This window comes from Paenibacillus sp. IHBB 3054, assembly GCF_051594305.1.
Taxonomy (GTDB): Bacteria; Bacillota; Bacilli; order Paenibacillales; family Paenibacillaceae; genus Paenibacillus_AQ.
This window is the reverse complement of record NZ_JBOFBG010000045.1, coordinates 36,231-59,691: the sequence shown is the minus strand read 5'-3', so window position 1 is coordinate 59,691 and position 23,461 is coordinate 36,231. Positions and strand designations below refer to the sequence as shown.

27 protein-coding genes and 1 pseudogene are annotated in these 23,461 nt (G+C 43.9%); 8 read left to right on the top strand and 20 right to left on the bottom strand.

Annotated features, from left to right (window positions below):
* Both ACQ76X_RS30960 and ACQ76X_RS30955 read right to left on the bottom strand, forming a co-directional pair.
* Positions 1-73 (bottom strand): annotated as a pseudogene (locus tag ACQ76X_RS30960) (IS200/IS605 family transposase); the annotation flags it as partial.
* 196 nt (positions 74-269) lie between these two features.
* Complete coding sequence (locus ACQ76X_RS30955) at positions 270-1,580, bottom strand: hypothetical protein (protein WP_438497589.1); 1,311 nt, start codon at positions 1,578-1,580, stop codon at positions 270-272.
* Between the two features lie 80 nt (positions 1,581-1,660).
* Between ACQ76X_RS30955 and ACQ76X_RS30950 the strand changes: the two genes are divergently transcribed.
* Complete coding sequence (locus tag ACQ76X_RS30950; protein ID WP_438497587.1) at positions 1,661-1,819, top strand: hypothetical protein; 159 nt, start codon at positions 1,661-1,663, stop codon at positions 1,817-1,819.
* Here the strand turns inward: ACQ76X_RS30950 and ACQ76X_RS30945 are convergent.
* From ACQ76X_RS30945 to ACQ76X_RS30935, 3 genes are all read right to left on the bottom strand, one after another.
* The gene (locus ACQ76X_RS30945; protein WP_438497595.1) at positions 1,806-2,594 is read right to left on the bottom strand and encodes a helix-turn-helix domain-containing protein; all 789 of its coding nucleotides are present in this window, start codon (positions 2,592-2,594) and stop codon (positions 1,806-1,808) included. The genes ACQ76X_RS30950 and ACQ76X_RS30945 overlap by 14 nt on opposite strands.
* A gap of 104 nt (positions 2,595-2,698) precedes the next feature.
* On the bottom strand, positions 2,699-3,610 hold the full coding sequence (locus ACQ76X_RS30940) for an alpha/beta fold hydrolase (RefSeq protein WP_438497586.1): 912 nt from the start codon (positions 3,608-3,610) through the stop codon (positions 2,699-2,701).
* 156 nt (positions 3,611-3,766) lie between these two features.
* A complete protein-coding gene (locus ACQ76X_RS30935; RefSeq protein WP_438497585.1) occupies positions 3,767-4,519 on the bottom strand; it encodes a MerR family transcriptional regulator in 753 nt (250 codons plus the stop codon).
* Between the two features lie 167 nt (positions 4,520-4,686).
* Here ACQ76X_RS30935 and ACQ76X_RS30930 point away from each other — a divergent pair, with 167 nt between their 5' ends.
* The 3 genes from ACQ76X_RS30930 (at position 4,687) to ACQ76X_RS30920 (ending at position 7,953) form a co-directional block, all read left to right on the top strand.
* Positions 4,687-6,378 (top strand): M3 family oligoendopeptidase, encoded by a 1,692-nt coding sequence (locus tag ACQ76X_RS30930; protein WP_438497584.1) that lies wholly within the window; start codon positions 4,687-4,689, stop codon positions 6,376-6,378.
* A 179-nt stretch (positions 6,379-6,557) separates the two neighbouring features.
* Positions 6,558-7,208, top strand: coding sequence for a Vat family streptogramin A O-acetyltransferase (locus tag ACQ76X_RS30925; protein ID WP_438497583.1), 651 nt, complete (start codon positions 6,558-6,560; stop codon positions 7,206-7,208).
* Positions 7,209-7,230: 22 nt separating this feature from the next.
* Complete coding sequence (locus tag ACQ76X_RS30920; protein WP_438497582.1) at positions 7,231-7,953, top strand: class I SAM-dependent methyltransferase; 723 nt, start codon at positions 7,231-7,233, stop codon at positions 7,951-7,953.
* A gap of 65 nt (positions 7,954-8,018) precedes the next feature.
* On the opposite strand, the gene ACQ76X_RS30915 is transcribed toward ACQ76X_RS30920, so the two are convergent.
* Together ACQ76X_RS30915 and ACQ76X_RS30910 are read right to left on the bottom strand one after the other, a co-directional pair.
* Entirely contained in the window at positions 8,019-8,357 is a 339-nt protein-coding gene (locus ACQ76X_RS30915; protein WP_438497581.1) for a hypothetical protein, read from the bottom strand.
* A 266-nt stretch (positions 8,358-8,623) separates the two neighbouring features.
* On the bottom strand, positions 8,624-8,851 hold the full coding sequence (locus ACQ76X_RS30910) for a helix-turn-helix domain-containing protein (RefSeq protein ID WP_438497594.1): 228 nt from the start codon (positions 8,849-8,851) through the stop codon (positions 8,624-8,626).
* A gap of 203 nt (positions 8,852-9,054) precedes the next feature.
* Between ACQ76X_RS30910 and ACQ76X_RS30905 the strand changes: the two genes are divergently transcribed.
* Positions 9,055-9,579, top strand: coding sequence for a helix-turn-helix domain-containing protein (locus tag ACQ76X_RS30905; protein ID WP_438497580.1), 525 nt, complete (start codon positions 9,055-9,057; stop codon positions 9,577-9,579).
* On the top strand, positions 9,572-10,540 hold the full coding sequence (locus tag ACQ76X_RS30900) for an alpha/beta fold hydrolase (RefSeq protein WP_438497579.1): 969 nt from the start codon (positions 9,572-9,574) through the stop codon (positions 10,538-10,540). The genes ACQ76X_RS30905 and ACQ76X_RS30900 overlap by 8 nt, the downstream gene beginning before the upstream one ends.
* 516 nt (positions 10,541-11,056) lie before the next feature.
* Here the strand turns inward: ACQ76X_RS30900 and ACQ76X_RS30895 are convergent.
* From ACQ76X_RS30895 to ACQ76X_RS30885, 3 genes are all read right to left on the bottom strand, one after another.
* On the bottom strand, positions 11,057-11,290 hold the full coding sequence (locus ACQ76X_RS30895; RefSeq protein WP_438497578.1) for a hypothetical protein: 234 nt from the start codon (positions 11,288-11,290) through the stop codon (positions 11,057-11,059).
* 297 nt (positions 11,291-11,587) lie between these two features.
* Positions 11,588-12,223 carry a hypothetical protein gene (locus tag ACQ76X_RS30890; RefSeq protein WP_038589222.1) on the bottom strand — a complete coding sequence of 212 codons (636 nt, stop codon included), beginning with the start codon at positions 12,221-12,223 and terminating at the stop codon, positions 11,588-11,590.
* A 134-nt stretch (positions 12,224-12,357) separates the two neighbouring features.
* Positions 12,358-13,122, bottom strand: a complete 765-nt coding sequence (locus ACQ76X_RS30885) for a hypothetical protein (RefSeq protein WP_438497577.1) — start codon at positions 13,120-13,122, stop codon at positions 12,358-12,360.
* Positions 13,123-13,351: 229 nt separating this feature from the next.
* Here ACQ76X_RS30885 and ACQ76X_RS30880 point away from each other — a divergent pair, with 229 nt between their 5' ends.
* Both ACQ76X_RS30880 and ACQ76X_RS30875 read left to right on the top strand, forming a co-directional pair.
* Positions 13,352-13,726 (top strand): hypothetical protein, encoded by a 375-nt coding sequence (locus tag ACQ76X_RS30880; protein ID WP_438497576.1) that lies wholly within the window; start codon positions 13,352-13,354, stop codon positions 13,724-13,726.
* A gap of 152 nt (positions 13,727-13,878) precedes the next feature.
* Complete coding sequence (locus ACQ76X_RS30875; protein WP_438497575.1) at positions 13,879-14,766, top strand: stalk domain-containing protein; 888 nt, start codon at positions 13,879-13,881, stop codon at positions 14,764-14,766.
* 96 nt (positions 14,767-14,862) lie between these two features.
* Here the strand turns inward: ACQ76X_RS30875 and ACQ76X_RS30870 are convergent, their stop codons facing one another.
* The 10 genes from ACQ76X_RS30870 to ACQ76X_RS30825 form a co-directional block, all read right to left on the bottom strand.
* The gene (locus tag ACQ76X_RS30870) at positions 14,863-15,507 is read right to left on the bottom strand and encodes a formylglycine-generating enzyme family protein (RefSeq protein ID WP_438497593.1); all 645 of its coding nucleotides are present in this window, start codon (positions 15,505-15,507) and stop codon (positions 14,863-14,865) included.
* A 64-nt stretch (positions 15,508-15,571) separates the two neighbouring features.
* Positions 15,572-15,940 carry a DUF4180 domain-containing protein gene (locus ACQ76X_RS30865; protein WP_438497574.1) on the bottom strand — a complete coding sequence of 123 codons (369 nt, stop codon included), beginning with the start codon at positions 15,938-15,940 and terminating at the stop codon, positions 15,572-15,574.
* A gap of 24 nt (positions 15,941-15,964) precedes the next feature.
* A complete protein-coding gene (locus ACQ76X_RS30860) occupies positions 15,965-16,618 on the bottom strand; it encodes a TetR/AcrR family transcriptional regulator (protein WP_438497573.1) in 654 nt (217 codons plus the stop codon).
* Positions 16,619-16,796: 178 nt separating this feature from the next.
* Positions 16,797-17,711, bottom strand: a complete 915-nt coding sequence (locus ACQ76X_RS30855; protein ID WP_438497572.1) for a class I SAM-dependent methyltransferase — start codon at positions 17,709-17,711, stop codon at positions 16,797-16,799.
* A 479-nt stretch (positions 17,712-18,190) separates the two neighbouring features.
* Positions 18,191-18,505 carry a hypothetical protein gene (locus ACQ76X_RS30850; RefSeq protein WP_438497571.1) on the bottom strand — a complete coding sequence of 105 codons (315 nt, stop codon included), beginning with the start codon at positions 18,503-18,505 and terminating at the stop codon, positions 18,191-18,193.
* Between the two features lie 323 nt (positions 18,506-18,828).
* Positions 18,829-19,131 carry a hypothetical protein gene (locus ACQ76X_RS30845; RefSeq protein WP_438497569.1) on the bottom strand — a complete coding sequence of 101 codons (303 nt, stop codon included), beginning with the start codon at positions 19,129-19,131 and terminating at the stop codon, positions 18,829-18,831.
* 82 nt (positions 19,132-19,213) lie between these two features.
* The gene (locus ACQ76X_RS30840) at positions 19,214-19,762 is read right to left on the bottom strand and encodes a hypothetical protein (protein ID WP_438497568.1); all 549 of its coding nucleotides are present in this window, start codon (positions 19,760-19,762) and stop codon (positions 19,214-19,216) included.
* 123 nt (positions 19,763-19,885) lie between these two features.
* Positions 19,886-20,134, bottom strand: a complete 249-nt coding sequence (locus ACQ76X_RS30835) for a hypothetical protein (RefSeq protein WP_438497567.1) — start codon at positions 20,132-20,134, stop codon at positions 19,886-19,888.
* Between the two features lie 924 nt (positions 20,135-21,058).
* The gene (locus tag ACQ76X_RS30830; RefSeq protein ID WP_438497566.1) at positions 21,059-21,604 is read right to left on the bottom strand and encodes a hypothetical protein; all 546 of its coding nucleotides are present in this window, start codon (positions 21,602-21,604) and stop codon (positions 21,059-21,061) included.
* A 5-nt stretch (positions 21,605-21,609) separates the two neighbouring features.
* The gene (locus ACQ76X_RS30825; protein ID WP_438497565.1) at positions 21,610-23,451 is read right to left on the bottom strand and encodes a polymorphic toxin-type HINT domain-containing protein; all 1,842 of its coding nucleotides are present in this window, start codon (positions 23,449-23,451) and stop codon (positions 21,610-21,612) included.
* Between the last annotated feature and the right edge of the window lie 10 nt (positions 23,452-23,461).

The following is a 23,461-nucleotide window of genomic DNA, read 5'->3' as shown; positions in this document are numbered from 1 at the left end:
ACTTCGGGGTGAACACGATATGGTATTTGCACAGCCACTTCGTGTGAGCTAGACTATAGCTCTTGTTTGCCATCTTTGACCATTCCTTTCCATTGAGCCTGAACATCTCAATTCTATCGGAATGGTCTTGGTGGTCAAACCCTCGTTCCCTCCACCCGCATAGCGGGTGGTTTTTTGTTTCGCGCGTTTCACGCACTCAACTGGCTAAAGCCATAACAAAAAAACGGCATTTCTGCCGTTTTGGAATAACTGTTCAAAGCTCAGCTAACTTACGAAGCTTTCTTGCCGTATGCGTACACCTTATTCCCCCATACATATATCATTCCGTCCTTGCCAATGATGACTGGAGACCGTGCGACTGTGTTAATGGGCAAGCTCCAGTTGATCTTTTTAGTCTTCATATTGATGGAACTAATGTAATTGCCACTGTATAGACTATCATAGCCGCTAAATACAATATTCTGGCTGCTGTCAAGGGTGAGGCCAGGTACGGAATACGGATAAAAACGGTAGACCTTGCCTTTGACAGTCGGCTGAAAACTCCAGAGCAGCTTGCCGGCAGGACTGTACACATGCTGTGCAAAAACAATATGCCCATCCTTGCTGATGGACGCCGGAATCTGGTTGCCGATATGGCCCGCTTCTACGCTGATGGTCTTGGTGATCTTCCCGGCGGTATTGATAATATACAAGTTGTTGTCCCCGCCATAGGGTTCACCGCTCACATAGAAATTGTTGTTGTAATAGACAGGAGCATACGGACTAATGCCTTTGTACTTCGTGCTGGACAACAATACACCCTGCTTGCTGATCCTTAAAAATTGGGCATCCGTGAATTCGGGCTTCATCGCTCTTGAACTATAAGGTCTCATGAATCCCTTGGATACCGACAAGTATACGTTGTCCTTCACAATTAGAGGAGCAGAGAAATATACAGGGACCGTCTCCGTGTCCGAAACCATTGTGTTGTTGAACTTGGTTTCACCACTCGCATTCATGCCGATCAGCTTCACATTTTCCGTATATCTCTTCGATCCGCTTGCTTGAGTAAAGTACGATAGCGCAAGCGCTACATAACCGTCATCGCCTACGGTGATATTGCCGAGTCCCATTACATATTCGTATGTATTTTCCCAAAGCAGCTCTCCGGCGATAGTGTATTTGGATACAATCGCCGTGCTGTCGTTCAGCCTAGAAGAATCCGTCAGCTCCCGGCCGTCGAGCGAGCTTGATACGATCAGAAACTTATCGTTGGACAGGTTGAGCGCATTCGCTTCTACGCCCTTTATTTCCTTGGACCAGAGGATCTCGCCGCTTGCCCGAAGTGACGTTAATTTCACTACCCGCACTCCTTCGGACAGAACATACAAAATACCTGCTGAATCAATAACCACCTGCTTAATTTCTCCTGTGAACGGAACCGCCCACTTCAACTCCGGTTTGGCTAACGGTGCAGCATAACTGGATTGCCGGGGCCTATTATCACCCGGATAGACGGAATTCGCAGCCGCTCCCACCCCGGGAATCAAGCTACCCATTATAAATATGAACAATATTGAACATAAAACAGCCTTCTTCAATCCCGTTCCCCCCATAACACATTAGATCTCTATGCGAAACATATTTTACCTGCCAAACTCTGGTTGCATAGGAAGTTGTAATGATAGGCTCAGTATACCAAATTGTAACAGGATTGCCAGCCTTCCTGCAGAAATCCCCCGGAGCACACCGCCACAGCCATGCGCTCCGGAAGCTGGTTAGAAAGTTCCCTGTCAGTGATCAGCGGCTGGATGCTACACTGGCTTCTATTCGAATATAGCTATGATCCCTTCCGCCACTGGCTTCCACAGGCGCGGGTACTCCTGATTAATCAGTCCCCTCACTTGCTCTGCCTGAATGCTGCTGAAATGATCCTGTTCGACCAAGATCGTGTACGCCCCCTTGGCCACGTCGCCGATCGCAATATGTCCGCTTGCATAACCCCCGATGGCGATCCGCGAGGCAATCGCACAGCCGCCGAGCGAGAACATTCCGATGGACAGCCCGCCGATGGCGAAGACCCCAACGGCAAGACCCCCAATAGCGATAATTCCTGCGGCCAGTCCGCCAATGGCCAGAAGCAAGCCGAGAGCCAGCCCGGCAATACTGATCATCCCCCCTGCAAGTGCGCCGAAGCATAGGCCGCCAAGTGAGAGGATTCCGACTGACAAACCGCCAACGGCAATATTCCCAATAGCCAGAACTCCCTTGGCGACATAAATTCCGCGTCCGACATTAATATGCACCAGCGGAATCCCGAACAACGTTCGTTTGCTCTTGTATTCATAATGATACTTTGCAGTTACATCAGCGTGGAAATTCCCAGTAACGAGTGGCGGGACTGCTTCCTGATTGCCCGAAACTTCTTTGACCATATGGTCCATACTTACACCAAAGAACTCGCTTAAGGCAATCATCTTATCCATTTCCGGGTACGACTGGCCCGATTCCCACTTAGATACGGCTTGCCGCGACACACCGATGACCTCCGCCAAATTTTCTTGGGACATCCCCCTTTGTTTTCTGTAGCCTTGCAATTTATCCGCAAAATCCATCATCATCACCTCAAGCTTATCGTATTAAACCGTCATGTTCCTGACTACCAAGCGACGTTAACAATCTGTCAACCACAGGTTGCATATGTTCGGAAACACGGTTTTTAAAGCATTTGACGGATTCCTTGAGCTACGATATCGGGTCGTTCGATATGAATATTATGTCCGCTGTCTTCCACAACGACCAGTTCGCCCTGGTCAGACAAATGGGACATTTCTTCAGCTACATCCAATAAACAGCTTGTTATTTTATCGGCTATCCCTACCGGCACTTTCTCTAAATGCTCCACTTTTCCACTTTTTAGTACAAGCAAGGGCATTCCTGGCGGAAGATTTTTTTTTCGGACTGCATCATAGCCAAGCTGTAAATTTTTGAATTCCTGATATACTGCCAATCCTGTCGCTCTCTGTGGGGTCATTAGTCTCATCCGTAGCGCTATAGACTCAGGGAACTGCTTCAACAGAGCTTCAAAATCCTTCAGCTTGTTCCGCTGCAGTAGCCATTTCAGAATACCTGCTCTAGTCAACCAATATAGCATCCGAAACATCAATATTCCCGACTTTTGGCCCTTCACATGTTCTCTTGGGAACCGGTCTGTCAGCTCATCTTCGTGACTCGCATCAACAAGCACGATGCCAGCCAGATTTTCCGGATACCGCTCCGCATAAAGACGCGCATTTACACCACCATAGGAATGGCCCACATAGATAAAAGGCTGTCGAACGCCTGCTGCCTGAAGCAGCTCGTGCAAGTCTTCAACAGCTTCCTCATTGTTTCTAGGAACGGATCCCTTCTCACTCCAACCATACCCCGCCCGATCGTAAACAACAGTCTGTGCAAATGGCGCTACTTTCTCCTCAACTAGTGACCATGTATCCGAATAAGATCCGTAGCCGCAGCCATGATCGAAAACAACGGTCTTACCTCCTGGTAACCCACTTATTCTGATATGCATCTGTTTGCCTTTAACCCGAATTAACTTTCCTGGTGGTGGGATCAACTTCGTCTTCAACATCAGCACTCCTTTGCTGAACAGATGATAACATGGATGCATTTGGATTTCCGTGACAAAAAAATAGTCTTGTACCGTATCACCAAAAACCGCCAAACACTCAAACGTGCTTGGCGGAATAACGGTGCGTACAGCTCTGCTGTCCGTTTGGAATTCACTCTACTGCGCTTGCGCTGCAAAATAATCAGCTGCCGCAGACAGATAATAAGCAAGCCCGGTCTGCTGGCCTTCAAGCATCTGCAAATGAAAGTCATCCCCGAGGAAAAAGCGGTTCTGCAGTGCAAAATCCTGTGCTGAAACCGGATGCCCCTGACCCTTCAAAAATCCGAGATGGCTTTCGATTAACTGTGTGATGGCCACATCACTGTGCTTCACTCCTGAACGCAGAGCTTCTGCCATCGCCTTCATAAAAGCTGCTGCCTCCGCCGCCATCTCATTCATCCCCTGAAGATCAACGGGAGCTGTACCGAGCAAATCAAAATCATATGTTTCTTTCAAATGCTCATGCTGTGGCTGCATGGCCTCCGCCCACTTTTCCTCACTCTCAAAACCTGTAAACAGCTCTTTATCCTCCATTTGTTCTCCCTTCTTTCTGCTTATAATAGATTTTTTTAATGTTTCCAGCATACTTTCCAGCCTTTGCTTGCGGAGAAGCAAAAGCTTCTCCTGCTCCACAAGAATCGTTAGTCTATCCGGCTCATCTTCCAGCAGCTGCTTGATTTGCTCCAGGGTAAGATCCAATTCCCTGTATAAAAGAATCTGCTGCAGCCGTTCAAGCTCCTCCGTCCCATACAAACGGTACCCCGCTTCACTGATCTCACACGGCATCAGCAAGCCGATTTTGTGATAGTGATGCAGAGCTTTGACGGTTACCTTGGATAGTGCGGCTGTCTCCTTTACGCTATAAAGCAACTGAACCCGCTCCTTTCAAAACTTAGTTTAGGGCCTCCTCTAAGAGGAGAGTCAATACCACCCGTCCAAATTAATTAAAGGTCTCCGAACATTAATTTTTTTGTTTTTTTGAGGCTCCAGCGTATATAATATAGTGCATATGGTAGAGAAAGGATGTTGATGGTTTCATGAAATTTACAGAATACCCTTATGAACGCCCCGACGCAAACAAGTTCAAACTGGAGTTCACGGCGCTGTTAAAAGGTCTCGAAGCGGATAACTGGGAGGAACAAAAGGCCGCAATCCTTGCGCTGAACAAACTCCGCAGTTCTTTTGAAACCATGACAAGCCTCGTCTACATCCGGCATTCCATCAACACTGAGGATGAATTCTACAAGGCAGAACAGGATTACGTAGATGAGATCAGCCCCATTGTCCAGGAATACATAACTGAATACTACGAAGCGCTCGTAAACTCCAAATTCAGAGCTGAAATTGAAAAGGAATGGAGCCCGCAGCTGCTCCAGCTGGCTGAAATTTCGCTCCGGATCTTCAGCCCGGAAATTATTGAGGATCTGCAGCTGGAGAACAAGCTCTCCACCGAATACTCTCAGGTGATCGCTTCCGCCAAGATCCAGTTCGATGGGGAAGAACGCACCTTGTCCCAATTGACACCGTTTGAAACGGCAACAGACCGCGATACGCGCAAACTTGCTTATCTGGCCAAAAATGAATTTATGGCCGCACATGAAGCCGAATTCGACCGTATTTACGACGAACTCGTTAAGGTTCGTGCCCGCATAGCCAAGAAGCTGGGTTACGCCAGCTTTGTAGAACTCGGTTATGACCGGATGATGCGAACCGACTATAACGCCGGGATGGTCGCCAATTTCCGTAAGCAGGTGCTGGAGCATATCGTTCCCGTCTCCCTGAAGCTGAAGCAGCGCCAAGCCGAGCGTCTGGGTCTGGATGCCCTGAAGTATTACGATGAAGGCTTTAACTTCAATACAGGCAATGCTGAACCCAAAGGCGATCCCGAGTGGATTGTGGCAAATGGTGCAAAGATGTACAAAGAGCTTTCTCCGGAAACAGATGAATTTTTCACTTTTATGAAGAACAACGAGCTCATGGATCTGACAAGTAAAAAAGGCAAACAATTCGGCGGATACTGTACCTATCTGAGCCAGTATCAGGCCCCGTTCATTTTCTCCAATTTCAACGGAACAGCAGGAGATATTGATGTGCTGACCCATGAAGTGGGCCATGCCTTCCAGGTCTATTCAAGCCGTAATATGCTGTTACCTGAGTATGAGTTCCCGACTTCCGAAGCGGCGGAAATTCACTCGATGAGCATGGAGTTTTTTGCCTGGCCGTGGATGGACCTGTTCTTTGAGCAGGATGCCGACAAATACCGCTTCAACCATCTGGCATCCGGATTGGAGTTCATTCCCTACGGTGTTTCTGTAGATGAATTCCAGCATTTTGTCTATGAGAATCCAGAGGCCACACCGCTTGAGCGCAAGCAGGCTTGGCGGGCAATTGAGAAGAAATATTTGCCGCACCGCGATTATGACGGCAACGCTTATCTGGAACAAGGCGGGTTCTGGCATAAGCAAGGACATATCTTCCGCTCACCGTTCTATTATATCGACTATACGCTGGCCCAGCTCTGCGCTTTCCAGTTCTGGAAACGTTCAAATGAAGATTTCAAATCTGCCTGGAGCGATTATTTGCGCCTCTGTGAGGCCGGGGGAAGCCAATCTTTTGTAAAGCTGGTTGAGCTTGCCGGTCTGATCTCACCATTCAAGGATGGTTGTGTCAGCTCCGTCATCGGAGAGATTGAAGGCTGGTTAAATTCCATTGACGATAAAGCACTGTAACTGATAAAGCTGCAACACAAAAAGCAATTCCTGCCGGGTTGGAGGAGTTGCTTTTTTCGCTTTTCCCTAAGTCTCTTGAGCTTGACGGACTGCCATAAGTTAGTAAGAATAGAATGACTGCGGAGTTTCGCTTGCCCCTGCTTCAATATTCCGTAAATATAACTCGCGAGGTGAAAGCCATGATGGTCGGGCCGGATAAAAACAAGCTGTACCCCAATGAGAATATTAAAACTGTGTGCTATATCCGTAATCTGCCAGCCAGGGCAAATGTGGAAATCGGTGACTATACCTACTACAGTGACAATAACGACAGCCCGGAGCATTTCTATGAACACATTCTGCACCATTATGAATTTTTGGGCGACAAACTGATCATTGGCAAATTCTGCGCCATTGCAGAAGGTGTTACGTTCATTATGAACGGTGCCAATCACCGCATGGATGGACTGACAAGCTATCCCTTTAATATTTTTGGCGGCGGCTGGGAAAAGGTGACACCTACGCTGGACCAGCTGCCTTTTAAAGGAAATACCGTAATTGGCAATGATGTCTGGATCGGCCAGCAGGTTACAATTATGCCGGGTATCACTATTGGGGACGGCGCCATTATCGCTTCCAATTCAACCGTAACAAAAAATGTAGAGCCTTATTCCATTGTCGGCGGTAATCCCGCCCGTTTAATTCGAAAACGCTTCAGTGATAAGCTGATCGGGCTGCTGTCCAAAGTGCAGTGGTGGAACTGGGATGAGCACAAGCTGTTTCAACATCTAGAGTTGCTGGTATCGGGCTGTGACGAAGAAGAACTTCAAAGTTTGCTAGAGGAAGGTTAATTGGGAAAAGGGGGAGAGCAGAATGCACAAGGAGTCGGTTTCGCTGGATTCTTATGAAGAAATGGCAGAATACTATCTCAACTATGTGGACAAAAAACCTTATAATGCTTTCTATGAACGGCCAGCTACCTTATCTCTGCTGCCGGATGTGGAGGGCAAATGCGTAGTGGATGCAGGATGCGCGGCTGGCTGGTATAGTGATTGGCTGCTTGGCAAAGGTGCTTCGGTTACCGCGCTCGATTTCAGCCCCAAAATGATCGAAATGACCCGGAGAAGAGTTGGCGACCGGGCCAAACTTGTCTGTGCGGACCTGAATGAGCCCCTTGATTTTATCGGGGATGACTCCACTGACCTGGTGATTTCCTCGTTGGCATTGCATTATCTGAAAGACTGGACACTCGTTATGCGTGAATTCCATAGAATCCTGAAACCGGGCGGGTCCCTCGTTTTTTCCGTTCATCATCCGTTTATGGATTATACCGTATTTCAACGGGAGAATTACTTCCTGACTGAATTGCTGGAAGATGATTGGGATGTCAATCACGTCAAAGTGAAGGTTCAGTTCTACAGACGGCCTCTAAATGCGATTATGTCCGCTGTACTTCACGCTGGCTTTATACTCGAAGAGCTGCTGGAGCCTATGCCGACGGAAGAATTCAAGCAGGCGCTGCCTGGTTCGTATGAGAAGCTGCTGCGCAAACCGCAATTTTTATTTATCCGGGCAAGAAAAGCCTCCGAACGCTGATGCCATTATTTCTTGTGAAGGCTTGGGGATTAACCACCTGTGGTTGTCCCCTCTCAATTCCACTTCTACACTTTCCGTTTTGCGATTGCCCGGTAATTGTCGGTCACGGCGACAGGTATACTTCCTTTGAGATAAAAGCGGTCTCCCACTTTCCACGTGTGGCTGCCCTTGTTTTCTCTGCGCATATAGACATAGTTATACGGGGATGTGGCATAGGTACGATACCCTTTGGCGCTGCATCTGCGTAAAAAAGCAACATCTTCCCCCAGCGAACGATCCGAAAAACGTACCTGCCTCGTCACTTGCCTGCTGAACAGCAGCGTTCCCCCCTGCACAAAATCCGCAGCTTTATTCTTTTCTCTGGGCGATCTGATGATGAGCCGTTTGGTGCCTGACAGATACACAAGACAAGCATGTTTTCCGACGATATCACTTTTGGTACGCTTGAGCGCATTAATCTGCTCCTTCAAATAGTACGGGGAGTAGTAATCATACAGTATTTTGCGGCAGGAACAGAGAGAAAATCAACAGTACAAGGCGAAGGATATGGAGTTATAGATAGCCTTTTTTACTTCATATTATTTCAGCGTACTACAATTTTACTGTTCATCATCTTGATGAGATATGATTATACACATCATGTAGTTGAGTAGAATAAATCATATTTGCTCTATGAATTGTAAATTACTTTAAATCCTTTTGGAAAAAACTGGTCTACCGATACATCTAAAAGAGTAACAAGCTCATAAAAGCTTTGCAGGCTTGGGTGCTGTCCGCTGTTCTCTATGGACGCAACATATCGAGGGGCAAGGTCTACCACCTCGGCTGTCATTTCCCGCGTCCATCCCTTTTTATTCGGGCTTCCTTTATAGCCTGTCTCATAGCTGTAAAGTCGTATTTAGCTTTCTTTGACATAGTAATATCACCCTATGTCATTTTACAATTCGCACCACAAAAGCTAAACGATTACACACAATACATTATGTAGTTTTTTGTTTCCATTATATATAAATATGCAGAACAAGAGCTTCATTATAATAAACTCTTGATTAATCTCATAAATGGTATTATTATAATATTTAAGAACAGTGGAGGTGAATCATGCCTAAAGACATATACGAAATTATGCTAAACCCTACGCGAATGAGAATTGTACAAACGCTCGCTATCCATGAAAATATCACAACAATGGAATTATGCGAAGTAATCAAGGATGTTCCACGCACTACGCTTTATCGCCATATTAGCATTTTGATTGATGCTAATATTCTTGCTGTCATTGCAGAAAAGAAAATCCGTGGGAGCTTGGAAAGAACACTTGCGCTAAATGTTGATGAACTTAAGCGTCATAATACGACAGAGGATATATCACAACAGGCGCTCCGATTTATGATGAATACCTATGTAAAGTTTGAAAAGTATTTTGGCAGAGATAATTTTATGCCGGGAACAAACAAGATATTTATCAACAACACAGTAATGATGCTGAGTGACCAAGAGTTTGACTTATTTTTATCGGAATTGCAAGCATTGTTTGTTAAATATCATTTTGAGGTAGTAGAAGGGCGAAAGGCACGAGATATATCAATTATATCTGCACCTCCGGCGGTGAATGAAAATGAGTAAAGGAAAAAAGAAACGAGGCGGAAAAATCTTGACTGTGCTTGCAATTATTATAGGTATTATCGTTTTATTGAACCTTATCAGCCTGTTTATCAATCAGGTTTTCTTTTCCCACGAACTTGACAATATAGCTCCCTATGGTGAATTGGTAGAGGTCAATGGGGAAAATATGCACGTTTATTCTATGGGCAATGGCAAGAAAACGATTGTCTTGCTGCCCGGCTTCACAGTTCCCTTGCCGAGCGCAGATTTTGCACCATTAATGAGGGAGCTATCCAAAGAATATACGGTTGTCTGTATAGAATATTTCGGTGTGGGTTTTAGCGACATAACAGATACACCCCGCACGAATGAGAACTACACAGAAGAAATTAGGCTGGCCTTAAATGCTGCCGGTTTTTCACCGCCTTATGTTCTCATACCCCACTCCGGCTCGGGAATATACACTGAATATTACGCTACAAAATTTCCCGATGAAGTGTCTGCAATCATTATGCTCGACACCACATCATCAGCCGAATTAAGCACCAATGTACCGAGGTTTGTTTACGGTTTGGGCAAAGTACAACAGGCCATTGGACTTATGCGGCCGCTCAATTCTATCGTAGTTAAGTCTACGCTTGAAATAAGCGAGGGCAACGGATATACACAGTCAGAAATTGCCGATTACACAAAATTCATGAACCACTATTACAACGATACAATCGCAGACCAGTTATCACGACTTAACGACAGCATAGAGGAAGTAATGACTATGCCTTTCCCAAGCGAAGTGCCAGTGTTAAAACTTGTTGCTTCCGAAACTGCACAAGGCAAGCAAACGGGTGAAGAGTACCAAAACGCCCACATAGGCCGATTGGGTGAAAATGCAAAGTGGATAGTCATTGACGGAAACCATTTTCTATATCATGGCCATGTAGAAAACATTATAAATGCAACTACTAGCTTTTTACACGGCAGATAATTGACGAATATGGACTGCTGCCAACGGAAATAATAAAAAACGTTGTAGTGGTGGCCGAGTATCTATGCGCCAAGACAAAAATACAGTGAGCCTAACGGCGGTTTTGACATAAATCAAAGCCGCCGTTTTCCTTTTTCAAAAACTGGGTTTCGGTGAGTGTGTTAAAGTTGCTTTTTAAGGATATGGCGGTATCAAGGGAGGTATCATTATGTCCAATCCTATTAGTATTTGTACCTTTGAAAACAAGCCTTTTATTAGTTACGGCTTGCTTTAATCAGAAAAAGATAATGTAACAAAGATATTGAAGATATGGTAATCGCCAAGCTAATAAAAGCTGCTATGCAGTTTAGGCTTGATTATGAGAAATAATGGGAGATAGCGAAAAGACATATCAAATCCACGAAAAACTGTCAAGGGTCAAGATGAACGGCTGCGCCGCCCTTGACGGTTTTTCCTGCCTTTGCTGTATGGCAGCTAAGAGGGTGTAAGCAGAAAACTGCCTACACCCTCTGATAATTATGGGATAAAGAGAAAAATATCATTTAACCCCTTGACAATATCCGTTCTGGGATAGGCGCGTATTTTACTTTGATACTGCTTCAGATTCATGCTGTTTCTGTTAAGTATAATGATTAATTCTTTCGTTTTGTATTGCTGACTTCTAAAGCTGCCTAACAGATTATCAAAAAATTGCGGGCGGTTGGTGCACACGATGATTGAAACGCCGTATGGATCAGCTGCTTTTCCCAAGGCCGTTCTCCCCTCTCCTGTCGTCCATTCAACATATGAGCAGGAACAAGCTGCGGTTCGGGCTTATGGTTTGTGATTTTATTCGCTACACTAAAATGATTATAATGATATACCAATATATGTAATATATAGACCATTGATTTCACTGACCTTATATTTTATAGTCAGCCAATTGCCTCTGCGGCAACTACGCTCTTCTCGGTCCGACTAAACGCTCTGAAGTGTGTACTGTAAATTACAAAAGCAACCCCGCCTGGTGGCAGGGTTGCTTTTGTATGGTTTCATGCTTTTCACATTTTAGTCCAATCCATGCTCTTTACGAATATTGTACATGCCTGTAATCAGCAGCTCAGACGGATCACGGTTCAGCTGCAAATGGGTTAGCAAGAAATGTAGCGGAATCGCACAAACGTTAGGGCCATCAGTAATGGCCGGGAATCCGGCTTCCAGGACCGGGCCATGCTCCGGGTTCAAGGCAAGCCCCGCGTGAATTTGCTCAGGAGCAAATTCTTCACGAATAGCTTCGATGCATTGCGGAACCAACACGTTGTCGATGACCGCTTTTGCTTCTTCCTCGTTTGCAGGCGGTTTGGGAAGATCCTTGCCTCCTGGAGTCTTCATCAGCTCGTGGAAGAAAGAAGCCATCCAGATCGCAGGATCATTACCCGACTGAAATCTTGCGATCAGCTCGCGAAGGAAAAACCCGCAGAAATAGTCATTGTTCGACGCATCCTTAACACGGTACACAAACACCGCACCGTAAGCCTCCAGCTGCGACACTTGTCCTTCCACTTCATTAAAGCTCATTTTCAAAGCTACGAGGCCGTTATGATGAACAGCGTTCAGAAGCTCGGACCAATTCTCGGCAGACATATTCTCTTGATTGCCTTCTACTTCCTCGTTTGTTGGTTCATTCGTTGTCTCATTATTCATTGTCCAATTCACCCCACTTCCTATCATACCATTCAGCAGCTTGGGAGACTATCTGTACCGATTAAGAGCACGCGTGTTTTGAAAATTGTCACTTATAAGCTTCTTACCCGTCCTCCTGCTGCTAAAGGTCCTGTTTATTCTGTTATTTTCTTCAGTTTCGAAGGGTTGTTGATCTTATACTTTACAGGATGCTGGGTGAGCTTCTTGGCAACCACCTTTGCTTCAAAAGAAACTTTATCCCCGACCGCAAGTTCAAGTTTCTTTAATGTGGCGCTGTGGCTGGACCAAACTTCCCCGAGCTCCAGCTCGTGGCCTTCTATAGCTACCTCATCATAAATGATGACTTCATCATCATTATCTGAAAAGTGGTTGGGCACGGTGGTAAACTCTTTGACTGTAGCGGACATTTGCAATTTCTCTTCAGGCAGTTCAAGCGCTGCTTTCTTTTTCGCTTTCTCCTGTTTCTTCAAGGGTTCTTGCGGTTGTTCCTCTGCCTTCACACCGGCAGCCGGCGGAAGTGGTGTTGGTTCGATTGCCGCTGGTTCAATTACGGTTTCTTCACTTACCGCTTCATTGCCAGCTTCATCCGCTCCCTCTGTCACCTCAACTTCAGCAGCTGCTGCTGATTTTTGTCCAAAACCGGAGGTCTGCATCTCCTTTAAATAAGCAGGGTGAATGCAGTGCTGCTGCTTATTCTCAAACTGTATCACTACAGTCATACTATCGACGTACCCCACAATTTCACAAGGCAGCGTGATGCCGTTTCTCTTGTACTGATAGGTCTTCACCCGTGTTGCTGTACTCGACAGGAGATTCCATTCCTTGCATTTGTTTATCAATTCATCTTCACTGTCAAATTCCTGCAGCTCTATAGGTCCAATTGCGAACGAATAGGTCATCTAAATTCTCACCTCTCCAATCATTGTAACTTATTATCCCACATTTCCAGGGTCAGCTCAAAACGGATGGCTCGGCGATAGCCGATTCCCCCCGCAACACAGGTATCAGAAAACGATAATTAATTCATTGACGGGTGGTAAAATATAACTTATTATCACCGGGTAAACTGGCATCAGCTTTCTTCAAACTGTTACCCGTTTAGTATAAATCCCTTAAAGGAGAGAATGTATGCTGAATCCACAATTATATTTGAATGGTGATTGCTGCAAAGCTATCGAACTTTATCAAAAGGCTTTTAACGCCACTACAGATTCCATCATGTATGATCCCGACAAGGAGCCCCAGAAATTTGTCATTCACGCGGAAATGCATATTCTCGGCCAAAGGGTTATGTTCAGCGACTACGGCGGCAACAAAGAACATTCATCCGATTCTATCTTAGAGCTGGTCGCTACCTTTGATAACGAAAAAGTTCTGCGGGAGGCCTATCAGATCATGAATGATGGAAGCACCACCATTACGCTCATAGGTCCGGTATTCTTTAGTCCATGTATGGTCCAATTTGTGGACAAATTTGGCGTTCGATGGTGTTTTATGGTGTAAACTCCAAAACTCTCTCTATTCTTCCTTGATAATAACATTAAAGTTGACGATAAGAATAAGGTACTATAAATTAAAAAGAGAGGAAAATTAAACCTCATTTAAAGTACATAGTCAAAATAAACCAAGCGATGAATTAGGAGGATTTAATATTTATGCACATTTCAAAAAAAGCATTCGTTTCTACCATTCTGGCAAGCGGATTGTTGTTCGGGGCTGCCGGTGTCTATGCTGCTGACGGGATTTCTTTAGTCAAAGCTTACCTGAATAGCACAATTAAGTTTACTGTAGATGGAGCTTCCTGGACTCCTAAAGATGCCAGCGGAAACAAAATCTCCCCTCTGGTCTACAACGGATCTACTTATCTTCCCGCCAAAGCCGTCGGTGAAGCGCTGAATGCGGAAGTCCTCTGGAACAGCGGCAGCAACACCGTTGTCATTTCAACCACTGGTGGCGCCAATGCCGGTATCCCTTATAATGATGCTGCTCCTAGCACACCATCAGCGAGTGCTCCAGCAGCCAGTGCTCCAGCAGCCAGTGCTCCGGCAGCCAGCGCACCTGCAACTCAGACGGCCAGCACACCGGCTGGTTTGATTACACTGCCTGCGAATCATGATCTCAATGCCTCAGGTGACAAATACAAATCCGTAGGATTGGCATTTATCCAATCCTACGGCAAGGCCGTTAGCTCCGGTTCAACTGCCGATTACGATGCCCTGGTGGATAAATATGTGATCGATGATTTAAATGACTATGACATGGGCTACAAAAAAAGAGCGAAGGAAAACTTCGCCAAAACTGTCCAAGCCTTTGTCAAAGTCAATGAAAAAGATATTCTCACGAAATATGCGGCTATTCTAAAAAATGCAACTGTCGACGGTGTAACGTTAGACACGACATACTCTGATAAAGGTGCTACTTATACTACTATGGTTTATGAAGTTGACTTGCCCGGTTTCTTCATCTCTAAGTTCAGTGTCTTTATGGAATTTGAACTAGACAAGAAGACCAACATGTATTACCTCAAAGCCGTCAATATGTAATTTTGCATTATAGTCCATTGAGCGGGGATCCCCTCTAGCAAATAATTGGAGACACTATGGTTGATCCGATTTATTTCTAGGGGGGGTCCCGCCTTTTTATTGGGATCTGGCAACACGAAATCCGAGATCGTCAATGGAAAATGTAGGGTGACTGCGGCGGCGGCAGGTTGCTCCACAACCTCTGGCTTCTTCCGCCCAGCTCCCACCACGGAACACCCTGTAGGAACCGTATATTTTCGCATCATATTGATCCCAGCACCACTCCCACACATTTCCCAACATATCATGGAGCCCCCATGCATTCGGCTTTTTCCCGCCTACCTCACGGACCCTCCCTTCTGAATTCCCTTCATACCAGGCAACCTCATCAAGCCCACCGTATTGATACCCGTAAGTTCCTGCTTTACACGCATACTGCCATTCCGCTTCTGTAGGCAGACGGTACCCATTTGCTCCCCAGTTACAGACAACACTCTCGCCATCATTACTTACCGAGTAACATTCTTTTAGACCTGCTTGCTGAGACAGCAAATTACAAAAGAGGATCGCATCATGCCAGGAGACATTCACTACCGGAGTCTGAAGATCGTCCATAGGTCCAGATGCACCCGGCAATATCGAGACATATAACTCTTTCGTAACAGGAACCGGCGCAAGCCAAAATGATTTCACCTCTACAGCCCATGAGGTCTTTATCCGATCATCCCTTAATGTAATTTCTCCTGCAGGAATTTCCACCATAGGAAAACCGGTATGACTGTGCTGCGCTTTTGACAACTGAGTCCCTCTCCCTCCCGGTCTATTTTCACTTCAGTGTGCTTAACTTTTCAATCGCTTGTTGTTCGGTTGGCATGAATAAGAAGTCATTCCCATGGTTACATTCATAGATGAAATCTTTTAGGCTTTGACTGGTATACACAGAAAAATCACCAACCAGCGCAAGCTTCACTTGATAATTAATGAACTTTTGCAGGACCTCGCCAGCCAGGCGTGTTTTCAAGTCGAAAAAGCTGTCGCTTACATTGGATTGGTTCAGAACAATACGGTCACAGTCCGTTTCATATCGTACGGTAGCTATAAAATCCAGCGCTGACTGCACATCCCCAATTAATACTTCGCTGCTGCTCACAACAGCAATATCTACGCCACCTGCTTCTACCTTCGCTACATTCATAATTGTCCTCCTAATATTGCATATTCAATGCTTGGTGAACCTTCTGACATAATCCTCGCAAATGTACCGGTTGTCTTCGCTGCGGCTTGGCGGTATGTCCGCTACTCTGAAGAAGCTTAGTCCTACTACCATAGCCAGCAGCCCATAGGCAGCACTATGCGCATCCTCTACAGTCATTTGTCCCGCCTTGTTGCCGTAATCAAAGATCTTTGCGATGCCATGGACATCAGCCAGATAACTGCTGGACACAACTTCCTGTAAATTACGGTCCAAGACGGCTTTCGAAAAAAACTGAATAAACAGCCTGCCTTGAGCTGAATACGGGATATGCATCTTTTCAATTCCATCCAGCTGCGATACATTAATCTGCTCTCCCGTGTCATTACGGGCTGGCGGTAAGATATGCTTCAGTGTAACGTCGAGCATATCCCCGGCTGTCATGGTGTTTGTAATTTCCGCTTCGATCTTTAGGCCATAATAGGCCAAAAACGACTTAAACGCTTCGATCGTCAGGTTATCCTTGTTCTTAAAATAATAGGTGACTACTCCCTTTGAGCAGTCTGCAAGCTCGGCAACCTTATCCAGAGTCATGCCATCCATTCCGTAAATGCTGATACAGGTTAACGTGGCGTTGATAACCTCAGCCCGGCGAGTGGGTTCCATTCCTAGTTTGGGCATATGTTCTCCTTGCTTTTTTATTTATACTGAACAGTCGGAATAAATAAATTGTACTTAATGATTTAGCATTTTGTCAAACCCTGGAGTATCATGAGTTAAATATTCAGCTGGACAAATAGAAAGAGACCGCAATCTCAAGGAATGCGGTCTCTTTCCTAAGCCTGCGGTCATTGATCGATTATTTTTTTATCGCATGGAGATAATGAATCGTCTCAAAAGCAGACAAATAATCCGTCCGGTGACTGAAGAAACGGTCATTGATCTCAGCCGGTGATAGATGCTCGTAGATTAGTAAGCCTGCGCTCTCCAGCAGCTTCTCGATTTCCGAATACGTGAAGCCTGATTTCATCGGTTCTCCACCGGCTGAAGCCATTTTCACCATATTATCAACTCTATTAGACATCCCTTTTTCCTCAAACAGTCTGTCGTCTGCATAATCAAGGACTATTGAGCTGCCTGACGGGACGTTAGCAAATAAATGATGGATCAAGTTCGAAATTTCCTCTTTCGTTAAATAATAAGAAACTCCCAACAGGCTAAAGAACGTTTTTGTGCTGTCAAATCCCGCCTCTATCAGATGCTGATAAGAAAACTGTTTGGTAAAGTCCATAGGAACAAAATGAAGATTTCTCGGGATTGTTAAATTAGCCTCATCCAACCTGTTCTTCTTCAATTCCTGTGTAGCCGGATGATCAACCTCGAAAATTTCCACGCTGTTCTCCAATTCCGGATGCCTGAAACAAAAAGTATCTAGCCCGGCTCCAAGGATAACATACTGCTTTAGTCCGAGCATCGCTTCATTCAGGAATACATGTTCACAATATGCAGCCCGTGCCAAAGGCGTTGGAGAAAGCTGGACTTGTGTAATCCATTTTAAAATTTCATCCGGGTCCTCTTGATATTTTTGAGCAATCTCTTGGTTAAAAAAGGATATGCCTTGGATCATATTCTCGCTGATGTCTGTAAATTCTTTTGCCGTAATTAAATCTTTAGCAATAAAATCATCGAAAATTTTGGGTGCGTCATATTTACTATGATAGGCTCGACCAAATGCTGAGATTAAGGAAGTTAAACTGGACTCATTTGTCTTCATACAATCATCCTCCGCATAAACAAAAATAAGACTCCCCCTGGCCAGGAGAATCTTATTATAAACGTTAAATTCGGATATGTAAATTATAGCATAAATAATATATTTTGTCAATGATAAATCTGATCAACATTACTTCAACCGATGGTATTGTGCAATTAATTTCTCATCAGTTTCTACCCAATCATATTTAGTTTCCTAATTAAATCCATCTCCAAGTACTGAAATCCGTCCTTCGCCAAATTCACCAAGATAATATTGATTCTTGAATACATTCAACCACCGAAATGGCTTAGCTTTTCGTTCCCTAAGTGCTTGCGATACTACATCTATACTGTGGCCGATAACTTGAATATTTGCGAAAGATGTTCCCATCGCACTGCTCCTTTCCTACTCAAGATTAAAAATATAATAAACTGATATTCGACTTCCCCTCACCATGAGTATTCTTCGTCAATTACTAAGTGGATTGATTACTTGAATCACTCTATCAATGAAGTTCTAACTTCATCCATCTCTTTTTTCAACTGATTAAATAATTCTTTATTTGTTGCAGTATTCTGAATTTTAAAATTTGTTTTACCTAAGAAAGCCATATAAATACTTGCTATCTTTTTTTCTGTTTCCTCCTCTTGTTTAGTATGATCCCGTTCGAAAAAAGCATCTATTTCCTTTCTTAGCCTTTCAGAAAATCCGAAATTATTAATACAACTATTGAGAGAATCAATGATAAAAAGGACTTCTTCTTTAAAATCATTTCCTAAATTCGAGTTCCTTCCATTTCCACCTCTGTCCATTGAGCACCCCGCTAAAATGATTAATGTTAAAAGTATCATGTTCCGTCCAGTCATTTTCTCTTATTGAAATTGTAATATCGCTCTCAATAGAAAAAGCTATATAGATTGAACTTGTGGTTTTAGAGTAAGGATCAGTCGCAACTACGGTGAATATTTGGACTTCCGGCCGCTGTTGTCTTCAGATTTCTTGATTTTACCCGCTATTTAGCGGTAGAAATCCGAAGACAAAGGCGGACACTACCGTTCCTCCAGTTCCAAAATCCCCCTCCGTCGCTCCTTTCCCTTCTCTCAAGTTTTAAGTTCAATCTATATAGCAAATTTGATTATTGATAAAGAGCATCACTAAATACGGCAACAATGCCCATGTATAACTCTGTAAGTATAGTACTATCTGGATCCTTGTTATGAGCAGCTTGACTTACACCTGTTGTGTAAAGGTAGAACAATTGATATGCCAAAGGTTTAGATATTTCATTTCTTCCTTTAGTGAATTTTCTTAGTGCCTCTAAAAAACCCAGTAGTTCTCTTATACTTTCTTCCGGCAACTTCCTATTCGTTCTTATATACAGAAGAATATTTAATATGAGAGTTGATATTTCCTTTTCTAATTGAATTTCATCACTCATAGAATCCACACTACTTTCCAGTCATTTCAGCTGCGCACTCTTCCTTCATTGGTTCATACACATTATCTAGGCATAGAATATATTAAAATCCCTTATGATTTGTGCGTATGTTTATACTGATTACTTGCCCTATATTTCCAATAATACCCTTTTCAAAAAACTTTGCAGGAACTGGAATTAAGTCATCACCATTCAACGTGGAGTTGATCATTCTTTGGTTTGCCAAGTCATAAACAGTCACAAGAACACCGTTCAGGAAAACCGCGGATCTCATGCCGTCATCACTCCAAAGAATTTCAATAGCCTCACTATCTAATTGGAGATGGCCAGAATAACTGAATAAAACATCATTACACTGCTGTACCAAAGTAATCTCATTCTCAACTAAAGACAATACAGTCCTCACTTCGGAACGGGTGTCTTCGACCTCGATAGCCCATTTCCCACCAGGAGACATCTCCATCTTAAGTATTCGTCCAGGTAAAACCGATGTATTCAAATCCAGCCTCATATTTGACATCATAATGTTCATCAAAATTCCCATGGCGTTTATAGCTCTGTCGTTCACAAATATCTCATTGTTCTCTATCCTGATCCTTTTAGACCCGGTTACTTGTGCATCTCCACTCAAGCAGTAACCTTTTGGCCCAAAGACCTTTTGAACCAAATAAACCAGCCATTCCACAATATTAACCGTTTGTTTACTGGAGTTCCACATGATTTGCTTACGATCTTTGGTTGGTATCCAATGCAACTAGAGGTCCGGTTGGCAACTGGGCGGAGTGTTATAATCAACAATGGATGGATCTACGCTCTGTCCAGACTCTGAAAAATCTAATGGATTATAATAAAATTCGCCGTCAACCCCCATATCTTTATCTGGAACCATACTAGAAAGTATCTTGACATCTCTTTTCATTCTTCTTGTTTTCGCAAGGCCTTCCACTAAATGATAGGTCTCTTCATCCAGTTGTCGGTCAAAGTTTATAGCTATCTTCACCATACTTCCCCTCCCAATCGAACAGAACAGCACCCTGAATTCATTTGTGGCTATAAAAAAAATTCAATGTACTGAAACATTTCGTCCTACGCCTACTGCTTTGTTTTGAATTTGGTGCAATAGACTGCTAAGGCTCTATTCACAGTCAAGGGATTCTGACTAAAGTGGCAAAAATGAACAATACACTAAAACTTCAAATGTAATCTGTCTACAATAAAAATTAAATATATTATTTTCATATTCATCAACCTTATATCTGAGACCTTCTAAATGGTCTTTTGAAACATCAGAGATATCGAAAGCTAAACCAAATAAGCCAGTTAAATTTCCTATTTTCAGATCTTGCACTCCTGTGAAAGTTATTAGCAATTGTTCATCGTAATCAAATGTTGATTTGGCAAGAATAATTTGTAAGGAATCCTCAAGGTCTAGGGAAAATAAATATTAAATTTCTTTCATTTGTTTCATGTACTCCTCGTAGGCTTCCTGAATTTTCTGCCTACATATACGTTCCCATAATTCTTTGAATTCAACTTCCATATTTTCATCTTTGTCAACAGGGAACATTTCGCCTCCTAATCCAATCCATGCTTTTGAGTCGGGTACTACCCCAAATTCTCCTGAGTAAGCAAGTTCATGCGGAGCATACGTATAACTAACATTCGGACAATTCTCAGATAAACAATGATATCCAGGGTTACCTATTCCATCTTTTCAACACAAAGGAGGTCCAGAAGTATTGTTTTCACAATATACTTCTAAAAGAACATGCCTAAGTTTCATTGAAACACCTCAATTATAATAATCATTGTGGGCTGTTATAACTTCTACCCCAGTTCATTCGGCACTGGGTGGGGGAAAAGAAAGACCTTGAGAATTGTCGCCCCCAAGGTCGGTTTACTATAGTAGTTCTATTTCGATATCAAATTACTTGCCCCTTAATGCTTCAAAAAATGCTTTTCCACAGTTCATAGGTTCAGTAATGCAATTATAGGGCAGAGAGTACATTTCGTAAAACCTCCGCTTTTTTTGCTCAAATGCTTTCTGACTCCTTCTTATTTGAAAGTCGTTTGTTAAGTCTATTTCCTCTTTCAGGCGCATATCAATAGTTTTCATTCGTAGCTGCTCATTCAAAACTTTGCAAATAAATACAGCCACTTCAAATGTTTCTTCATTGCTAGTTACCGCAAAACGTACCGAAATTTCCTCTATACCTTCCTTTTCAACTAATCCGGCGTTTATTTCGATCTCAACAATACTTTTAACATCTGAATAAACATAATAACATTCCGCCTTTTTCCTTACTGTTATATCGGGTGGCACATATGCTCGAATCCCTTTTATAGATAAAATAGCTTCAACTGCTTTGGAAAAAGGGGTTCTTTTCCCTCCCACATAGTCAACAATATCATCTTCAATAGTAACTTGGGAGTCATGTGGAACTAATAACAAGTTGTATGATTCTAAACCCATTACAATCACCTTCCGTAATAATAATCATTAAGCAACTGATCTGGAGTTTTCTTATAAATGTCTCTGAGTTGCTGCTCTGTTAACATTTTAACTGGTACATTCTCAATGCCTGCTTGCCTTGCAGCTTTAGCCCTATGATGTCCATTTACAATAAAGTTTTTACCATTCATTTGATATATCTCTATTGGGTCGCCAACCCATCCGTTCTTTTTCATATTCTCAGTAATGTCTTTTAGATTCTTCTTTGATATTGCATCGCCCGTTCCCTCTAAATCCCAGACTCTCATTACATCACAACCAGTATTATGAACCCAAATCCCCAAATCACTTACAAAATAGGTATGGAAATTAGCAACCGTAAAGTTGTATACCTTAACTGGGTTATCATGCTTGACTATCTTGATATTGTCAATCATTAAGATATTTCCGTTGCTTTGCTGTAGCTTATCCCCAGCCTGCAAGTCAGCCGCAAGCACCCAACCTTTACCTTCAACCCAGAACGGATGATTGTCGGTTGTCTCAATGACCTGGTTGCCTATTGTAAGTTCATAGATGATTTCCTTGTCATTTCGATACAGATGTGTGACTTCCTTATAAGCCTGCTCTCCACTCTCTTCATCCTTGGAAAGAACCTTATCTCCGACTTCAATGTCTTCAATATTCTTCTCCCCTTCGTCTGTTTGAACCTTAGTACCCGCTACAAAGCAATTACATCCAGATGAAGATTTGCTCTTCGTCTTATTCTGGTTGCCTACACTGCCACGCATACTGACGTTTGTAGCAAATCCCATCGCCATAGCTGCGACATACTCTGCCTCTACTGATTCATAATACGCACTTATTAACTCTTCTCTCGCCCAGCCTGCATTACCGGCACTGTTCGTGTAGGCACTTGTTCCCGTTAACAATCCATATAAGTAATTGTACTGGTTTTTCTTCATGAAAGATGCAAAGTTGTAGTGATTCCATATGAAATCCTTGTACACCTGATAATTCTTATTGGTTGTACTGAATTTAGATTTCACCCTAGCTTCATCCACTATGATTCTTAGCTGCTTGACATTATAGGGTTCCCATGCCATATTCCCGCTAGGATCTGTATACCTCAACGGATTATTCTTTACATACGTATACAAATTCAACGTCTGCGGATCATTAATATCCCCTTCATAAGTATCCTCACTCATAAACCGGCCAATACTAGAGTCAAAATCCCGCGCCTGCGCATGGGAATAGCCGCTGTAGTAATCATAGCCCAGGCTGGTGTAACCGAACAAGTTGTCTGGACCGGACCAGTTCAGGTCGAATTTCTCCGGGTTTTCGGCTATGCCGAATTCGTCGTAACGGTAGCGTGCCGAGATGCTGCCGTCCTGGCCTTCCAGGCCAATCACGCTGCCCTGTGCATCACTCAGATAATAGAGTGTCTTCGGCGCTGCAGCCGCCACTCCTGCACCACTGGCTCCATCAGCCGGTTCCCAATCGTTGCTCTCGTCTCCGCTGACCAGATAACTCATGCTGATCCGCTCTTCACCGGATCCGTAGACGTAGGACTGCTTCCAGTTCTGGCCGTCACCTCCGGTTGCCATAAGAGGCTGTGGAATGCTCATGGTGATGTCATTGGTAAAATAAATATCAATCTGCCGCTTCTTATATTGCGGCTCCCAGCCATCCCGGTTCCCAGCAGGATTGCTTGAGAGATAAGCATCCTGAATAGCACCGTCACCAATGGTGGTCCGCATGGAGACCCGGTTCCCGTCACCGTCATACTTGTATGTGGTGATTTCGCCGTATGCGTTGGTGTTCCCGATCAGCCGGTTCGATGCATCCCAGCGGTTGCTCTCCAGCACTTGAGGGCCT